The organism is Archangium sp. (assembly GCF_057119385.1).
In genome coordinates, this window is sequence record NZ_DBNGVP010000165.1 from 1 (window position 1) to 16,116 (window position 16,116).

The window sequence follows — 16,116 nt, forward strand, 5'->3', positions numbered from 1 at the left end:
CCCTGCTCCCGCCCTGCCGCGCTCCGCTCGGCGGGCGCCACCTCCACGGGCACGAAGGACATGGCCGTGCGCGCTCCCTCCTTCCCTTCACGCCTGCGCGTCCAGAAGCGCAGCCTCTCGCGCGGCAACCCGTGCTTGCGCATGAAGGCCGACTGCGTGCCTCCTTCCTCCTCCCACGCTCGCACCACCTGCGCTGCTACCTCCAGGGTCCACCTCGGCCGCCGTGCTGCTTCCAACCACGCTGGCTCCGCCTTCGTCGTCGCTGTGTTCGTCGTCATCGCGCCGCGCACTCTGCGGCTCCTCGAGCACCAGCTCTACCTGGGCTGGATCGGACGCTTACGCCGCCGCGCCCTACTCGGGATCCAACGCCCATGTGCCTTCCTCCCAGTGCTTCAGGGTCATGACCGCACCAATCGCCGCCATCCCGTCCCCGCTAGCGGCTGCCTCTAGAACTGCCTTTGCTTCCGCTGTCCGGTAGCGTAGCAGAAACGCAGCAGCCTTGACTCGTACATCCGGGCGAGGGTGCTGTAGCAGGACGGCGAGCGCGTCACGTCCGGCATTACCCTCCGAGCGCAGTTTCTTGAGCGCAGATGTGTAACGGTTTGCGTGCTTGTTTCCGGTCTTGGCATCCCCTCTCTTTACCGCCTCTGTCTGTGCGGCCACATTCTCCGCAAATTCCTCTACAAGTCTATTCAGATCCTTCACCACTCCCCACTCCTGATCTTTTTGATGACAAGCAAGCCAAACGAGCGCTGCGCCTCGTAGCTTTGCGTTCTGATCCACTCTCGCACTGTCAGGCCATACGAACTGGTGACATCGAAGTTCTTCGAGGAGTAAAACGCACTCACTCTGGTATGCAGGTCCTTCTCGAGCGGAATCACGTTTTCGGTATTGTGAATGGCCTCGGCGCCGAAGCGCTTGATATTGAATTTGTGCTTCTCGACAAGGTGATGCCACTCCAGGCCCTCGCCAGCTTTGCCCATCTGACGTTTAAAGGCTCTGAACGAGCTGAAGGCACGATGCCCACCGGCGAGAATTCTGCCGCCTTTCGTGTTCTCCTCGGGCTTGAGTGCAGAACGCCCGCCGCCTCCGTTCCGGGCAGTCATGGACGCAGCGTTGACCGGCAGGACAACGCGGATCGTGCCCTCGTTCACGGAAAAAATGACTCGCTCGGTGCCGGTTGCTGTATCCATCAGGCGAAGCCCGGTGTTTGCCTCGACCGTGCGCGAGGCTTGCCCGAAGCCCGGCAGCTTTGGCCCTTTCGACATGAGCGCCGCCGTTTCGCCTATCGCCGCCGTCGCCACCATGACGAGAATTCGCACGCTATTGGGGCCGATGACATGGCCGAACCGCTCGCCTATCTCGCGCAGCTCCGCAAAATTAGAAGCTTGCGGCGCATCTTCGTAAAGCTGCGCATAGGCACGCAGCAGATCGAAGAATTCCCATCCGAGATAGCCCCACATGAGCACGGAAAATGCGAGCGCAACACCTTTCGTGACGGGCTCGGGTGCAAGCAAAAGCGACATGTATACTGTAATGGTGAAGCTGAGAGTAGCCAGCACCCGCGTAGGGTTGAGCATGGCCCGCACTTCCGCGTCCACTCCCTCCAGGGCAGGACCCACCGCCAGGGCAAGGGCAATGCTGCGCTTATCGTCAGCTTGTAGGCGGGGCCCGTCATCAAACAAAGTCAGACAGTCGCCAGGAGTACCGCGCCGCTCGCAAAATCGCCCATAGGACTGCGCAACGTCTGATTGCCACGCTTCGCCACTCAAAGGCGCAGACGCTAGCACCAGCTTCCGGCCTACGTACAGCGGGAGGCATGCGGTGGACACCCGCAGCGGGACTTGGAGCCAAAATTTTGCCAGAGCGGCCGTAAGCTCGGAGTCACTGACCCGCACCGGCTGAAAGTCCGTGGGCAGGTTGGAAAAGATGGCTTCGCTGTCGCCTGTGTCTTCTTCGTCCAGCCCTCCGCCCGAAGGGGCCCCCGTGGCGCACGCTGTAACCCACATCAACGCCGCCAGGGCCAGTGCCCCCACGCGCAAGGGCCGCCGTGTGTCCACGGGGCGAGTGTCGACGGCATGCCTGGACATTTACGCACCTCTCGGGGCAAGCCGCCCGAGTTGGAAGCCAAACCCGCCGATGACAGAAAACGGCTGCTAGCCAGGTCAAGCCGTCGGGTCTGGTGAAGTGCCCGAACCCCATGCGAGAGGAGGGCGCGGCTCGGAGCGGCGGGTCACTTCTAGTGAAGGCGGCGGGAATCGAAGCCGCCGAGGGGGACGTCCCCGTTCAGCGGGTGGGGGGCGCGGCCGCCGGTTTCTTCTGGAGTGCGTCTCGCAGGGGGACGACCTTCGTCTGGGAGAGGTCCACGGACGTGAGGAACTCGGTGTCCGAGGAGCGCTTGCGCAGCTCCGCCAGATGAGTCCGCAGCCGGCTCTGGCGCTTGTCCTTGCGTGGGTGCTCGGTGGACAGCCCCTTGTCCGGCAGCTTCGACAGGAAGGCCACGTATTCCTCGGGCGCGTAGCCGGCGGCCGCCATCAGCTCCACGGCCTCGGTGTCGGCGGCGTACTCGTCCTCCTCGCCGAAGCCCTTCTCGCTCAGGCGCGCGACGACCCCGTGGGTGATGGCCTGGATCGCCTTCTGGCTCAACGCGTTGAAGTCGAAGTCCGCCTGGGTGGCGAGCTGGTTGAAGAGGCCGCGCAGCTCGGCGGAGGGAAGCATCTGCCCGAGTCCGCCCACCGCGCGGCCGATCTCCTGCACCTTGTCCTCTCCGAACTGCTTCAAGGGCTTCGAGCGCTCGTTGGCCACGCCCTCCTCGCACTGCTCCACGAGGTAGCGCTGGTACTCCCGCATCGCGTGCTTGCCGGTGATGTGGGCAATCTCATGCGCCAGCACGCCCGCGAGCTGGGCCTCGTTGTCCAACTGCGCGAGCAGGCCCTCGGACACGAAGACGTAGCCGCCGGGCCCGCTCACCGCGTTGACGCCGTCGGACTGGAGCACGCCGAACGTCCAGGGCAGACCCGGCCGGCTGGACTGGGCCGCGAGGTTCTTGCCAATCTTGTTGAGCTGCACGTGCAGCGCCCTGGCACCCGGCCGGCGCGTGAGCCCGCCTCCCCGGCTCACCCAGTCGACGCTCACCGCGCCGCCAAAGGCGTTCTCCTCCTCGTAGGTGATGGCGCGGGCCTTCAGCGCGTCGCAGTCCTTCCGCATCGCGGTGGCGCGGAGCTCCGCCTCCTCGGACTGTCTCGCGAGCTGCCCCAGTTCGCCGTTGGACTGGCTCGCCACCTGGCGCAGGGCGGCGCAGCCCGGAAGGCCGCCGAGCAGCAGGCACGCCACGAGGGTCGTCACCTGTCGCCGTGCCATCACTTCCCTCCCTTCTTCCTGGCGGGGGAACGTCCCGCCACCTGGGGACGGCCCACCACCTCGGGCAGCCCTCCCGCGCGCGCGTACTCGGCCACCTGGGCCGTGTCGATGGAGGCGGCGAGCGACTCGAGCTCGATGAGTTGCTGGACGCTCTCGGGCCGGCTCAGCGTCTTGCCATACGCGATGGCTCCGGGCCCCAGCGCCTTGACGGCCGCTCCCGAGGAGGCGAATGCCTCGGGGGACAGCGGCTTGTCCGGGCTCTTGCTGGTGACCTCCAGCGACGGCGGCGAGACGGAGAGGTTGGCCTGGTAGACGAAGCCCTGGACGGGGCCCTTCTTGTCCACCGGCACCGTCACCTTGTACCAGGGCGTCTTGCCCTCGCGGCTGTCGTACGTCACCGCCTTGCCGGGTTGCAGCACCACGAGCGTGTCCGCGGTGGGGCTGCTCGAGGCCTTCAGGTGGGTGTTCTTCGCCTTGATGTACAGCGTGCCCCCGGGCTTCACGGCCAGGGCGGTGCCCGGGACGGCCAGGCACACCAGCGCGAGCAGGGGAGGAAGTTTCTCGAGGCTCACGGTCACTTCTCCAGGCTCACCACCCCATCGAAGGGGAGGGATGGGGGATTCAACGCATAACGCTCGCACCGCGCAAGCAGGGCCCGGCTGGGTCCATCCTCCGGGTCCGCCGCGAGCGCTTCCTTCAGCACGTGGCTCGCCTCCTGGAAGCGGGCCTCCCGGTAGAGCGCGAGCGCCTGGTGGTAGCGCTCCACGGTGGCGCGCTTCGCCGCGGGCAGCTCACCGGCGCGCGCCAGCAGCTCGTACACCGTCACCGCCTCCTGCTTGCCCGCCACCCGCACCCGGTCCAGCTCCCGCGCCTCGATGTGCTCGCGCGCCATCGCGTAGGTGAGCGGGCCGATCATGATGGTGGTGTCGTAGGCCTTGTTGGCGCCCTCCAGCCGGGCGGCCAGGTTCATCCCGTCCCCGATGGCGGTGTAGTCCAGCAGGTGCTCGCTGCCGAAGTTGCCCACGAACATCTCCGCCGAGTTGAGGCCGATGCGGGTGTAGACGTCCGGCAGGCCCTCCTTCTGGAACTCGGCGCGCAGGGCGTCCACCTCGGCGCGCACGGCGAGCGCCGCATGGCAGGCCCGCACCGCGTGGCCGGGGATGGTGAGCGGGGCGCCGAAGAGGCACACCACCGCGTCGCCGATGTACTTGTCCAGGCAGGCCCCGTGCGCCATCAACACCTCGCTGACCCGGGTGAGGTAGCGGTTGAGCAGGGCCCCCAGCGCCTTCGGGTCATCCTTGAAGCGCTCGCTGAAGGAGGAGAAGCCGCGGATGTCGGAGAAGAAGGCGGTGATCTCCCGCGTCTCGCCCTCCAGCGAGGGCAGCTTCTGCTGCTCCACGAGTTGATCCACCAGCGTCTTGTCCAGGAAGCGGTTGAAGGACAGGCGGAGCCGCTCGCGCTCGCGGTTGGCGAACATGTGGTTGAAGGCCACCGCGGACAGCGCGGCGAGCTCCCCCGCGTAGACGGGCATGGCGTTGAGCAGGTGCACCCGGCCGTGCTCGAGGAACAGGCCGGTGACGAGGAAGAAGCCGAAGAAGAGCAGCAGCGGCCAGGCGAGCTCCAGCAGGGGCACGCGCACCAGGGAGATGAGGGCCCCGGAGACGAGCGCCACGAGGAAGGTGAGCAGCAGGGAGGCCGGGTAGGGCGCCTGGGTGATGAAGCCTCCGGACAGGAGGGACTCCAGCATCACCGCGTGCTTGACGAGGCCGGGCGCATCGCTCTGGAAGGGGGTGGGCTTCACGTCGCTGGTGCCCACCGAGAGCCCGCCCACCAGCACCACCTTGCCGCGGAAGGTGCCCTCGGGGATGACGGGCACGTAGGGCGTGCCCTCGCGCTGGTGCTGCTGGCGGCGGGCCCAGTCCTCCAGCACCGCGTAGACACTCAGCGCCTCGAAGCGCTCCGTCCACCTGCCGCCGAAGTCCAGCTCGGCGCTGCCGTCCGCGTTGATGGGCAGCTCGCGGGAGCCGATCCGCAGCCTGCCCGGCGTCAGTTCGACTCGCTCCGCGCCCAGGATGTCCGCCACCGCGGCCAGGGACAGCGTGGCGTAGGTGTTGGCTCCGTCCGAGTAGGCGAAGCGGGTGCGGCGCAGGCGCCCGTCCTCGTCCTCCTCCTGCAGGACGAGCCCGAAGCCCGGTGTGGCGCGCACCAGGCCGGGCAGGGGCGTCACCGGGTGGCGCATGAGCCGGGAGCCCGTGTCGCCCGGCTTCTGCTCCAGCGAGGGCAGCGCCAGGCCGGGGTGGTGCACGGGGAAGGCGAGCGCCCGGGCCACCTCCTCCGGCTTCAGGGGCGCAGGGCCCTCCGCCCCGGCGAGCTCGACGAAGTCCTCTTCCCCGGCCTCCGCGGCGGCCGGGCGGACGTCCGGCGCGGGCGGCGTGGGCCGGTGGGGCAGCCGGTTGACGGGCTCCACCCGGGGCAGGGCGGGCTGGCCCGCGTTGATGCTGAAGCCGAGCGTGAGGGGAATGCCGCGCTCCTCCAGCACCTGCGCGAGGGCCAGGTCATTGCTCTCGTCGGTGCCCCGCTCGTCCATCACACCGTCGAAGACGATGGCCCGGGCGCCCTCGTCCACGAGGTGCTCGAAGACGCGCGCCCACAGGTTGCGCGAGTACGGGTAGACGCCGTAGTTGCGGACGTACGACTCGTTGTCCCGGATGCCCTGCAGCGTCGTGTCGTCGATGCCGACGATGACCACGTCCCTGGAGCGCGGATGGCCCCGGGTGAAGAAGGTGAGGCCCTGGTCGTAGGCGCCGCGCTCGGCCTCGCTCATCCGCAGCAGATCGTACCTCTGGCAGAGCGCGGCGAAGGCGGTGGAGAGCACCGCCGCCAGCAGGATGAACTTCCAGCCATGGCGCAGCCGCAGGGCGTAGACGTGGAGGAAGGGCTTCACGGACGGGCTCGGAGGCGTCGGTGCGTCATCTGGCCCGCATGTTACAGAAGTAACGCCGTTTCCGCGCGTGATGTCCCGGCTCGCCGCGTCCGGAGCGGGAGCCGCGCGCCATGGCCCGCTTCATCTCCGCTATGCTCGCGGTGGCGGTTGCCTCGACGCCCCGTGACGCGGCCCGCGCACGTTCCACTCGCAGGACCAGGAGAACACACCATGAAGCACCTTCAACTCGTGATGGCCGCGGGACTCGCGCTGGGGAGCGCGGCCTGCGGTGACTCGAGCCTCGCGCCGGACGAGGGGCTCCAGCCACGCGTGAGCGTACGCGGTCTGAGCAACACGGTCCTTCCGCGCGGGCTGACGGAGGAGGAGCTGCTGCGCACGGAGACGGACCCGGCGCAGGGCGCGGCGCAGGCGTATGCGTGGCAGTGCAACCCGGGGCTGTACGGCTTCACCTCCGCGCCCTCGGGCGTGCGTTTCCCCGGCGAATATGCGTCCACCACGGGCCTTCTCATCGGCTGGCCGCAGTATGGCTGTGACGTCACCGAGCTGTCGGACCTCATCCGCACCGCGCTGGGCCGCACCCAGGTGACGGTGGTGGTGTCCACCGAGCACCAGCAGGGGGCGCGGACGTGCCTGCGGCACCGGGGGGTGAGCGACGTGCAACTGGCCCAGGTGGAGTGGGTGAACGCGCCGGTGGACAGCATCTGGATGCGCGACTACGGCCCCGAGGTGGTGACGGGGGTGGACGGCTCGCGGCAGCTCATCGACATGTCCTACTACCCGCAGCTCTCCGGCACCTGCAACAACCTGGCGGGCCGCACCAGCGACGACGCGGTGCCCACGCGCCTGGCGGAGGCCTGGGGCTCGCCCGTGCACCGCGCGAAGGTGCGCCTGGAGGGCGGCAACCTCCAGACGGATGGCGCCGGCACCTGCTTCCGCGCCCAACGCAATGCCAACGCGCGCAACTGCTTCTCCGGCTGGTGCTACACCGAGGAGGAGCTGAACGAGGTCATCGGCGGCTTCCACGGCTGCCGCGTCCACGCCATGGAGTCGCTGGTGGGCGGCGTCATCGACCACATCGACATGTGGATGACCGTGCTCTCCAGGAAGACCATCCTCGTGGGCCGCTACGACGTGACGGATGACCCGGAGAACGCGGCCATCCTGGACCGCAACGCGCAGCGGCTGAGCGGCCTGGGCTACCGGGTGGTGCGCGTGCCCATGCCCAAGCCCTACTGCAAGCAGCTCAACGCCACCTGCACGGGCCAGGAGAATCTCATCGGGCCGTGCGATGGCACCAGCGAGCGCGTATGGGCCACGTACATGAACTCCATCCGCCTGGGCAACGCGTTGGCCGTGCCCGTCTTCCGCTGGGTGCCCGGCTCGCACAAGGCCATCATCGCCGCGCAGGAGGCCGAGGCCTTCGCCATCTACCAGCGCGAGCTGGACCGCGAGTTCGGCCGGGGCGCCGTCCAGGTGGTGCCCATCCCGTCGGACGGCATCATCCCCTGCCAGGGCTCGCTGCACTGCGTGACGATGACGTACCGCTAAGGGTGGGAGTTTTTCCGGAAATTCCTTGATTTCTGTTCCGGCTTCATTTGAAGTCGGAGCGCCCCCGGAGGGCTTGCCTCGCTGCGGCTCTCACGAGCGGGTGGGTGAGCGCTCGCACCCAGCAACAAGGAGCCATTGCAATGCAAGGACGAATCCATTCCCGCGGGCCGAGAGGCCGCGGGCTCGGAGTGGCGCTCGTGGCACTCGGTGTGGCGGCCGCCCTCGGCGCGTGCTCGGAGGGGTCTCCCACCGAGCTGCCTTCGCTGGCGGAGAACGCACAGGCCATCAAGAACGGGCTCCCCTGGGATCCATGGACGCAGACCACGCAGACCTGGACGCGCAACGTGGTCCGGCTGGGGGGGTGCACCGGCACGCTGCTCAACCGCGAGTGGGTGCTCACCGCCGCCCACTGCTTCTCCAACGGCGCCAGCACGGAGCCCTCGACCATCACCGCCAGGCTCACCCTCGCCGATGGCAGCGTGGCAAGCTCGCCGGGCGTCGAGCTCCTCTTCCACCCTCGGGTCCCCGACGGCGTGGACGTCGCGCTCGTGCGCCTCGCGAATCCGATCGACCCCGGCGTCGGCTCGCTGCCCATCTACTCCGGCACCACCGCTTCGCTGATTGGAAAGACTGTCTTCTGTGCGGGCTATGGCGCCATCGACACCGGCTGGGCCTGCTCCGACAGCAGCCAGTGTCTGTCGGGTCAGTTCTGCAAGTGGGGCGTGTGCATGACGTCGAACGACGGGACGCTGCGCACGGCGAACTTCACCATCATCGGGGATACGGACGACCCGGTCATCTGGTACCAGTTCCAGGTTCCGAACATGCTCGGCCAGCTGGAGCTGCCCGGGGACTCGGGCTCGAGCTGCTGGGATGGGACGGGCCTCACCGGCGTCATGAAGGCTGGCAACCCGACGAACTACAACCGCCAGACCAGCGCCCAGGCCTTCATCGACTGGGTCAACAGCGTTGCAACCCCGGCCGTGCTCAAGCAGGTCAACAAGCCGGGGGCCGCGTGCCAGGCGGCCCAGGGGGGCCAGGCGACCTACTCGGGTGACGGCGAGGCCTTCAATGGAGGCAGTGGCACCCTGAAGCTCCTGTGCCCCATCCCACGCCCGGGTGAGGCCGGGTTCGCGGACGTGGTGGATGTCCCGCGGCTGTTCGTGTTCGATCGCCACCCGAGCCAGGACGTGTGCTGCCACCTCCAGTCGAAGAACCCCGACGGCCAGCTCATCACCACCACGCAGGTCTGCTCGAGCGGCGCGAGCTCTGCCTACCAGTCGTTGAGCCTGCCGTCCGTCTACGACGGCACGACCTGGAGCCAGTTCAACCTGGTCTGCTCCGTCCCGGGGAGCGCCACCCTCGGCCTCTCCGGCATCCAGGGGTATCGGTCGCGCCTGTCGAAACGCTGAGCCCCCTCACGAATTTCGGAACCGAGCCATCAAGCGTCAACCCAAAGAATCGGACAAATGAGGAATCAATCCATGTACAGCCAGCTCCACCGCCCCCTGAAGAGACTGCTCCTGCTCACCGGACTGCTCGCCGCTGGCGCCTCCCTGGGGGACTCGACCACCAACGCCCCCGGCTCGGCCTGTGTCGCCACGGGCAGCGCGAACCTCACCGTGCGCGACGACGGCGAGGCCGAGAATCGCACGGCGGCCGTGGTGACCGCCATCTGCCCGGCCGAGCGCCCGGTGGTCACCGGGACGACGACCCTCCTCAGCGGCCGCGTCTTCGTCGTGGATCAGAGCACCACGGGGAGCGTGTGCTGCCGCGTGGCCTCCAAGAACCCGGGCGGCACGAAGATCACCGGCGCGTGGCAGTGCTCGACGGGCAGCAGCAGCAGCTACCAGATCCTCGACCTGGCGCAGCTCACCGACACCTACACGTTCAGCTCGTTCTACATTGAATGCCAGTTGCCGGCGCTCAGCGGTGGCCTGGCCTCGAGGCTCCAGATGTACCGGGCGGTTCAGCAGTAGCGCCCCCGCGGGGGGCGCCGGAGGCCAGGCAGCCGCTCCGCTTTCGAGCCGCGGCGGCGCGGCGCGGCTCCCCTTCAATGTCTCGTGGATGCGGCGGGAATCGACCCCGCCGCCGGAGGCTTCTCAGAGATACCCGCGCGCCTTCAGGTTCTTCTCGATGCGCGCGTGCACGTCGCCCACGTTCAGCTCCAGCGGCGTGCCGGTAATCTGCGCGTAGGCCGCGAGGTACTTCTCCGCGAGCGACACGCGCACGTCATCCGGAATCGCCGGCGGCGTGCCATGGCCCTGGAAGCCCCGCTCGCGGATGAGCCACTGGCGGATGTTCTCCTTGTCCAGCATCCGCTGGTCCTCGCCCTGGGCGAAGCGCGCCTCGTACTCGTCCGCCACCCAGTAGCGGCTCGAGTCCGGCGTGTGGATTTCGTCGATGACGTACAGCTCATCGCCCACCTTGCCGAACTCGTACTTCGTATCCACGAGGATCAGCCCGCGCGTGCGCGCCCACTTCTGGCCCTCGAGGAACAGCCCCTTTGCCGCCTCGGTGATGCGCGCCCAGTCGCGCGCGCTCGCCAGGTTCTTCGCGAGAATCTCCTTCTCGGAGATGGGCTCGTCGTGCTGGCCGTACTGCGCCTTCGTGGACGGCGTGAGGATGGGGGAGGGGAACGCCTCGTCCTTGCGCATCCCGTCCGCGAAGGGCACCCCGTAGGCCGTGTGCGTGCCCTTCTGGTAGTCGCGCCACAGGCTGCCCGTGAGGTAGCCGCGCACCACCACCTCCACCGCGAAGGGCTCGCAGGCGCGCGCCACCGTCACGTTCGCGTCCGGCACGTCCAGCACGTGGTTGGCGACGATGTGCCTGGTGCGCTCGAACCAGAACGTCGCCAGCCGGTTGAGGACCTCGCCCTTGAAGGGGATGGTGGTCAGCACATGGTCGAACGCCGACAACCGGTCCGAGGTGACCAGCACCAGCCGGTCTCCCTGGCGGTACGTGTCACGGACCTTCCCCTGGTAGTGCTGGCCCAGGGTGGGCAGGTTCGTCTGCCGGAGCGTATGCGGAAGCTGCGCGTGGAGTGCGGAGGTGTTCACAGGAGGCGCCTCTGCCCCTCAGCGGGGCGGAAAGGAGGCGCGACTCTACTGGCCCGCGCCCGGCAGGGAAGCGGGACCTTGGGCCGCCGCCATGTACAGGAACGCCGGGTTGATGCGCAGGATGCCGTCCACGTACGCCGCCGCGTACGGCGCGCCCGAGGCCCGGTCCACCTGCACCCCGCCCGAGGGGTTGATCCGCCAGTGCGCCAGCAGCGTCCGGGCCACCAGCTCGGCCGCCTCGCGCTCCGACAGGCCCTGCAGGCCCTCGCGCCGATCCTCCGGCCAGCGCTCGCCCGCCCGGCCATCGAAGCTCAGCTGCAGCGGCGCCCCGGCGTCCGGCGCCAGGAGCAGATCCGTCCGCGCCTCGAAACCCGGGGCCGCCACCAGCTCACCGCGCTGACTGATGGGGAAGAGCACCGGGGCCTGCGCGGCCTGGCCCGCCTCCACCTCGGAGATGCGGGCCACCTCGCGGTACAGCTCCAGGCGGGTGGTGGACGTCTCGAACTCGAGCAGCTCGGGCGGACTGGTGAGTGCCTGTCGTGCGCTCAACGTCGCGCGCACGGGTGCACCCCCGACGCCACAACCGGTCAGGGTTACGAGGGAGAGGAGCAGGCTTGCGACCCAGCGACGCATCACCCGGGAATATACCGATGCGGGTCCGACACGGAAAGCTAAACTCGGATCCATGCTCTCGGTCGTGAACTTGACCGTCGTCCTCCACCAGACGCGATCACCGGACAACCTGGGGGCGGTGGCCCGGGTGATGGCCAATTTCGGCTTCTCCCGGCTCATCCTCTCCGACCCCGCCACCTACGCCTTCCGAGCGGCCGAGCGCCTCGCCGTCAAGAGCGACTCCGTCCTGGACGCCATGGCCGTGGCCCAGAACCTCCCCGAGGCCCTCCAGGACTGCGTGTACGCGGTTGGCACCACTTCTCGCACCCAGATTGAAGGCCGCACGGCGCTCACCCCCGAGGAGGCGGCGGCGCGGCTGGCGGAGCAGAGCCGGCGGGGGAGGGTGGCGCTGGTGATGGGGGGGGAGCAGCGGGGGCTGTCCAACGAGGAGCTGGCCTTCTGCACGGACTTCCTCGTCATCCCCACCAGCGAGGTGCAGCCGTCCATGAACCTGGCGCAGGCGACGGCGGTGCTGCTCTACCTGTGCTCGCGCGAGGGCCGGAAGCCCGCGGAGCAGCCGGTGGCCCCGGAGCAGCAGGGCGCGAAGATGGGGACGGTGCGCGCGCTGGGCGAGCGGATGCGCCAGGTGATGCTGGAGGCGCAGTTCCTCAACCCGCAGGCGCCGGAGCACATCCTCATGGAGCTGGAGCGGAGTCTGTTGCGTGCGGAGCTGACCCAGCGCGAGGCGGAGCTGTGGCTCACGGCCTTCAAGCACGTGGGACGGGCGATGGGCGGGGGCAAGGGCACTCCCGGGAAGGGAGCGCCCTCGCGAGGCCCCGGCCAGGACGGCTAGGCGGCGGCGTCGGCCTTCTTGTACGTCTCGGCGTAGTGCTTCTCGCACAGGCCGGCCTTGGACGTCTTCACGCGGCAGTCCGGCTTGGAGCAGGTGCGGTAACGGGCGTGGGGCAGCTCGCCCTGCCGCCACTTCTTGAAGTGGAAGAAGCAGTAGCTCTTGGCGCGGTAGGGGCGCTTGCAGCCCTCGACGGTGCAGGCCTTCTTGCCACCGGCCTTGGCCACGCGCGGCCACTTCTTCAGGGTCGTCTTCTGTGCTTCAGCCATGGAAATGCTCCTGTGTTGCGATAACGGTGCCTCGCGTCACCATGGGGAGACCCGCGGGGCGTGCAAAGGCGCTGTCTGTAGCTCTGGCCGTACCGGAACGCAAGGAGGCAGGCGGGGTTGCGGGCGCATCCCCCGTTTTCCGGCTAGGGAGAGGGGGCGTCCGGGCGGCCGCTGCCCCCCGTCGCCGGCTGCTCGTCCGGGGGGGGGCCCTTGGAGGCCTGCTGGACCTCGGTGGGGAGCTCCTCGAGCTTCACCCGCAGCTTCAGGGGCCGCTCCCCCCGGCGCACACGGAGGAGCACGCTGTGGCCCACGCCCCGGGCCGCCACCTGCCAGCGCAGCCTGGCGGCGCGCTCCACCTTCCCGGTGTCCAGGCCCTCGATGACGTCTCCCACCTGGAGCCCGGCGCGCGAGGCGGGGCCTCCATCCGTCACCTCGGACACCACCACGCCCCGGGCGTGGGCCAGCCCGTAGGCCTCGAGGGCGTCCGGGGTGCAGTCCAGCACGGACACGCCCATCCACCCGCGGCGCACGCGCCCGTACTTGCGCAGGTGCGGCACCACCGCCTTGGCGATGTCCACCGGGATGGCGAAGCCGATGCCCTGGCCCGCCACGTTGACGGCGTTGGCGATGGCCACCACGTCCCCGTGCACGTCCAGCACCGGCCCGCCCGAGTTGCCCGGGTTGATGGAGGCGTCCACCTGCATGTAGTCGAAGTCCCCGTCGCGGCCGTTGGGCGTCACGTCCGTGCGGCCCTTGGCGCTCACCACGCCCGCCGTCACCGAGTGCGTCAGCCCGAAGGGGTTGCCGATCACCACCACCCAGTCGCCCACGTCCACCCGCGACGCGGAGGCCAGCTTCAGCACCGGCAGCTTGCGGCCCGCGTCGATCTTCAGCAGCGCGAAGTCCGTGCGCTCGTCCTCGCCCAGCAGCTCCGCCGGGTACTCCTCGGGGTAGCCCTGCTCGGAGAGCACCGAGATGGAGATGCTCTCCGCGCCCTCGATCACGTGGGCGCTGGTGAGGATGTAGCCGTCCGGATGGATGATGACGCCCGAGCCGATGCCCTTCTGCTGCTCCCCCTCGGCATGGGTGCCCGGCTGCTCCGTGGTGATGGACACCACCGCGGGCATGGCTGACCGGGCCACCTGGCTCAGCACCGAGCGCTCCTCGCGGACGGAGCGCTGTTGCGCCTCCACCCACAGCCGCTCGTCCTCTCCCCGCCGCGCCCCCCAGGCTGGCGCACCCAGGGTGCCGCACAGCACTGTCGCCAGCGCGACACCCCTCCACCACCGTCCACCCGTCATCGTCCCGCCTCCGACCCCCGCCCGCCTCGCGAGAAGCTAGGGAGGGGGGGGCCGGAGGGGAAGCGGGGCGGCCGGCAAGGGTAGGGAACCCTACTTCTTCTGGGCGATGATGCGGTCGATCGCCGCCCGATCCTCGTTGGTGATGCGCTCGCGCGGCGCCGAGGCCGCTTGCTTCGTCGTCCGGGTGACGGTCTCCCGGGCGTCGTCCAGCGCGTCCTTCAGCTCGCCCTTCACCCGCTCCACCTTCGCCGGCTGCACGTGGCGCTTCCACTCCCGCTGCACGTACTCCATCGGCGGCCGTCCATCGATCTCACCGATCGCCAGGAAGACCCCGAGTCCCACCGCACAGCCCGTCCATACCAGGAACTTCACGAAGCCCATGGTTCACATCCTCCTACCCCCTCATACACGGGGGCAGGGAGGCCGGCCAGTTTCTGTCAGGAGGTGGGGAAGGGCGCTGACAGCGAGCGGGGGGCCCTCTAATGTGCGCGGCCTTGCAGCCCGAAGAGCTCTTCCAGGCCGCGCAGAAGCGTGCGGCGACGATCTCCCTCCCGCGAGCGCAGGAAGCGCAGGAGCAGTTGCGCGCGCAAGCATTGGCCCTGTTCGCCCGGATTCCGGAGCCACCGGTGTACCACCGGGCGGAGGACCCGGCGCGGAAGGCGGCCGAGGCGCTGGTGCCGGAGTTGGAGAAGGTGCTGGCGATGGCGTTGGCGGTGGCGCGCGAGTCGGGGCACTGGGAGGCCACGGAGCGCATCCTCGCGGCGTTGAAGGCGCATGGCGAGGCGCTGTGCCACACGGTGGACGGGCGGCTGGTGCAGGCGGAGGAGGCGTGGCGGCGGGCCATCGAGCTGGAGCGCCAGGCGCACCCCACGCGGGCGCTCGGGACGAAGGAGTCGGTGGCGGCGCCGGTGTACGACCGGGCGTCGGGGGCCTCGAGGTATGACCCGCGGCAGGAGCCGGTGGCGCAGGTGAAGCTCATCTGCCCCAACACGGGCTGCAAGCGCATCAACGACTTCGGGTTCGTGCCGGGGCCGGGGACGCGGCGCTACGTGTGCCCGGCGTGCGGCACGCCGTTCCTGGCGTACTTCGGCGAGCTGCGCGGGCTGGAGATCGAGCACAAGAGCAGCTCGCGGCGCTACTTCTTCACGGTGGACGAGGTGAGGGGCTCGGGCAGCTCGCGCATCGAGTTCGAGGAGGCGAGCGGCGAGGAGTTCCCGGTGGCGAGGAGGGACCTGCTGGTCTTCCTGTACACCGAGGCGCGTGAGCTGAAGGTGGTGCGCAACCTGACGAACGACCGGCTGATGTGGATTTCACCGGCGGGCTCGTGCTTCGTGGTGACGGCGGCGTTCGGGGAAGGGGCGCCGGAGCTGGTGGCGTTCCGGGAGTTCCGGGACGAGGTGTTGCGGCGCCACGGGCTGGGGCGGGAATTCATCCGGGTGTACTACCGGTATGGGCCGGGGGTGGCGGAGTGGGTGGTGCGGAGGCCGGGGGTGAGGCGGGGAGTGAGGGGGGTGCTGAAGCAGGTGCACCGGGTGTTGAAGACGACGAGGAGCGCAGGCACGTGACGGAGCAGCGGAACGCGGACACCGAGGGGCGGCCGGAGCAGGTGGGCGAGGGGAGCGCGCCAGCACCCGGGCGTCATGGATGGAGCAAGGTGCTGCTGGTGGTGACGGCGCTGCTGGGCCTGGCGGGGCTGGGGTACCTGGGGGTGCAGGAGGCGATGAGGTCGCGGCTGGCGTCGGACGGGACGACGGCGCCGTCGGTGCCGATGCAGACGTACGACGGCAAGAAGCTGTCGCTGGCGGACTTGCGGGGCAAGGTGGTGATGCTGGACTTCTGGGCGACGTGGTGCCCGCCGTGCCAGGCGGAGATGCCGTCGCTCATCAAGCTGGCGAAGGAGTACGAGGCGAAGGGGCTGGTGTTCGTGGCGGCGAGCCGGGACGAGATGCCGGACGCGCCGCTGTTCGTGGAGGAGTTCGTGGTGAGCCGGATGCCGGACCTGGCGCCGTACGTGGTGTACGCGCCGGACGAGATGGCGGCGGCGTTCCAGGTGACGGCGTTGCCGACGCTCTACTTCCTGGACCGGGAGGGCCGGGTGGTGGACGCGCAGCGGGGCGCGCTGTCCGAGGCCGCGCTGCGAGCGCGAATCGAAAGGGCCCTGGGCCAGTAACTC

At 69.2% G+C, this 16,116-nt stretch carries 17 protein-coding genes; 6 read left to right on the forward strand and 11 right to left on the reverse strand.

The annotated features are described in order from the left end of the window. The 6 genes from tnpA to AC16DP_RS40385 all read right to left on the reverse strand — a co-directional run. Positions 1-278 (reverse strand): IS66 family insertion sequence element accessory protein TnpA (gene tnpA / locus AC16DP_RS40360; protein ID WP_483956964.1); only part of this gene is annotated, 278 nt, incomplete at its 3' end. Between the two features lie 73 nt (positions 279-351). Beyond that, the gene (locus tag AC16DP_RS40365) at positions 352-708 is read right to left on the reverse strand and encodes a DUF2019 domain-containing protein (protein ID WP_329731240.1); all 357 of its coding nucleotides are present in this window, start codon (positions 706-708) and stop codon (positions 352-354) included. Next, positions 702-2,090 (reverse strand): SitA5 family polymorphic toxin, encoded by a 1,389-nt coding sequence (gene sitA5, locus AC16DP_RS40370; protein ID WP_329731239.1) that lies wholly within the window; start codon positions 2,088-2,090, stop codon positions 702-704. The genes AC16DP_RS40365 and sitA5 overlap by 7 nt, the downstream gene beginning before the upstream one ends. 196 nt (positions 2,091-2,286) lie before the next feature. Further along, positions 2,287-3,360 (reverse strand): M48 family metalloprotease, encoded by a 1,074-nt coding sequence (locus AC16DP_RS40375; protein ID WP_329731238.1) that lies wholly within the window; start codon positions 3,358-3,360, stop codon positions 2,287-2,289. Then, entirely contained in the window at positions 3,360-3,932 is a 573-nt protein-coding gene (locus tag AC16DP_RS40380; protein ID WP_329731237.1) for an SH3 domain-containing protein, read from the reverse strand. Before AC16DP_RS40380 ends, AC16DP_RS40375 begins: the two co-directional genes overlap by 1 nt. Positions 3,933-3,934: 2 nt before the next feature. Continuing rightward, positions 3,935-6,304: an adenylate/guanylate cyclase domain-containing protein gene (locus AC16DP_RS40385; RefSeq protein ID WP_329731236.1), complete on the reverse strand. Its 2,370-nt coding sequence runs from the start codon at positions 6,302-6,304 to the stop codon at positions 3,935-3,937. A 210-nt stretch (positions 6,305-6,514) separates the two neighbouring features. On the opposite strand from AC16DP_RS40385, the gene AC16DP_RS40390 reads away from it, so the two are divergent. The 3 genes from AC16DP_RS40390 (at position 6,515) to AC16DP_RS40400 (ending at position 9,831) form a co-directional block, all read left to right on the forward strand. Further along, on the forward strand, positions 6,515-7,852 hold the full coding sequence (locus tag AC16DP_RS40390; RefSeq protein ID WP_329731235.1) for an agmatine deiminase family protein: 1,338 nt from the start codon (positions 6,515-6,517) through the stop codon (positions 7,850-7,852). Positions 7,853-8,049: 197 nt separating this feature from the next. After that, positions 8,050-9,264, forward strand: a complete 1,215-nt coding sequence (locus AC16DP_RS40395; protein ID WP_329731234.1) for a trypsin-like serine protease — start codon at positions 8,050-8,052, stop codon at positions 9,262-9,264. Between the two features lie 72 nt (positions 9,265-9,336). After that, positions 9,337-9,831 (forward strand): hypothetical protein, encoded by a 495-nt coding sequence (locus AC16DP_RS40400; RefSeq protein WP_329731233.1) that lies wholly within the window; start codon positions 9,337-9,339, stop codon positions 9,829-9,831. 123 nt (positions 9,832-9,954) lie between these two features. Here AC16DP_RS40400 and AC16DP_RS40405 read toward each other — a convergent pair whose 3' ends face one another. Both AC16DP_RS40405 and AC16DP_RS40410 read right to left on the reverse strand, forming a co-directional pair. Then, positions 9,955-10,911: a phosphoribosylaminoimidazolesuccinocarboxamide synthase gene (locus AC16DP_RS40405; RefSeq protein ID WP_329731232.1), complete on the reverse strand. Its 957-nt coding sequence runs from the start codon at positions 10,909-10,911 to the stop codon at positions 9,955-9,957. Between the two features lie 45 nt (positions 10,912-10,956). Beyond that, positions 10,957-11,472 (reverse strand): hypothetical protein, encoded by a 516-nt coding sequence (locus AC16DP_RS40410; protein ID WP_329731231.1) that lies wholly within the window; start codon positions 11,470-11,472, stop codon positions 10,957-10,959. 136 nt (positions 11,473-11,608) lie between these two features. Here AC16DP_RS40410 and AC16DP_RS40415 point away from each other — a divergent pair, with 136 nt between their 5' ends. Next, on the forward strand, positions 11,609-12,376 hold the full coding sequence (locus tag AC16DP_RS40415; RefSeq protein ID WP_414640765.1) for an RNA methyltransferase: 768 nt from the start codon (positions 11,609-11,611) through the stop codon (positions 12,374-12,376). Here AC16DP_RS40415 and AC16DP_RS40420 read toward each other — a convergent pair. From AC16DP_RS40420 to AC16DP_RS40430, 3 genes are all read right to left on the reverse strand, one after another. Next, on the reverse strand, positions 12,373-12,642 hold the full coding sequence (locus AC16DP_RS40420) for a vegetative protein (protein WP_329731230.1): 270 nt from the start codon (positions 12,640-12,642) through the stop codon (positions 12,373-12,375). The two genes, AC16DP_RS40415 and AC16DP_RS40420, sit on opposite strands and share 4 nt — an antisense overlap. A gap of 143 nt (positions 12,643-12,785) precedes the next feature. Further along, positions 12,786-13,943 carry a S1C family serine protease gene (locus tag AC16DP_RS40425; RefSeq protein ID WP_329731229.1) on the reverse strand — a complete coding sequence of 386 codons (1,158 nt, stop codon included), beginning with the start codon at positions 13,941-13,943 and terminating at the stop codon, positions 12,786-12,788. A gap of 90 nt (positions 13,944-14,033) precedes the next feature. After that, positions 14,034-14,324 (reverse strand): hypothetical protein, encoded by a 291-nt coding sequence (locus tag AC16DP_RS40430; RefSeq protein WP_329731228.1) that lies wholly within the window; start codon positions 14,322-14,324, stop codon positions 14,034-14,036. Between the two features lie 113 nt (positions 14,325-14,437). Here AC16DP_RS40430 and AC16DP_RS40435 point away from each other — a divergent pair, with 113 nt between their 5' ends. Beyond that, on the forward strand, positions 14,438-15,508 hold the full coding sequence (locus AC16DP_RS40435) for a CFI-box-CTERM domain-containing protein (RefSeq protein WP_329731227.1): 1,071 nt from the start codon (positions 14,438-14,440) through the stop codon (positions 15,506-15,508). Next, on the forward strand, positions 15,505-16,113 hold the full coding sequence (locus AC16DP_RS40440; protein WP_329731226.1) for a TlpA family protein disulfide reductase: 609 nt from the start codon (positions 15,505-15,507) through the stop codon (positions 16,111-16,113). Before AC16DP_RS40435 ends, AC16DP_RS40440 begins: the two co-directional genes overlap by 4 nt. The last annotated feature ends 3 nt before the right edge of the window (positions 16,114-16,116 follow it).

Bases quoted from the DNA above. Each gene is read 5' to 3' on its own strand.
- AC16DP_RS40400 (WP_329731233.1), top strand. From the start codon at position 9,337: ATGTACAGCCAGCTCCACCGCCCCCTGAAGAGACTGCTCCTGCTCACC.
- AC16DP_RS40425 (WP_329731229.1), bottom strand. From the start codon at position 13,943: ATGACGGGTGGACGGTGGTGGAGGGGTGTCGCGCTGGCGACAGTGCTG.
- AC16DP_RS40420 (WP_329731230.1), bottom strand. From the start codon at position 12,642: ATGGCTGAAGCACAGAAGACGACCCTGAAGAAGTGGCCGCGCGTGGCC.
- sitA5 (WP_329731239.1), bottom strand. From the start codon at position 2,090: ATGTCCAGGCATGCCGTCGACACTCGCCCCGTGGACACACGGCGGCCC.
- AC16DP_RS40375 (WP_329731238.1), bottom strand. From the start codon at position 3,360: ATGGCACGGCGACAGGTGACGACCCTCGTGGCGTGCCTGCTGCTCGGC.
- AC16DP_RS40430 (WP_329731228.1), bottom strand. From the start codon at position 14,324: ATGGGCTTCGTGAAGTTCCTGGTATGGACGGGCTGTGCGGTGGGACTC.
- AC16DP_RS40390 (WP_329731235.1), top strand. From the start codon at position 6,515: ATGAAGCACCTTCAACTCGTGATGGCCGCGGGACTCGCGCTGGGGAGC.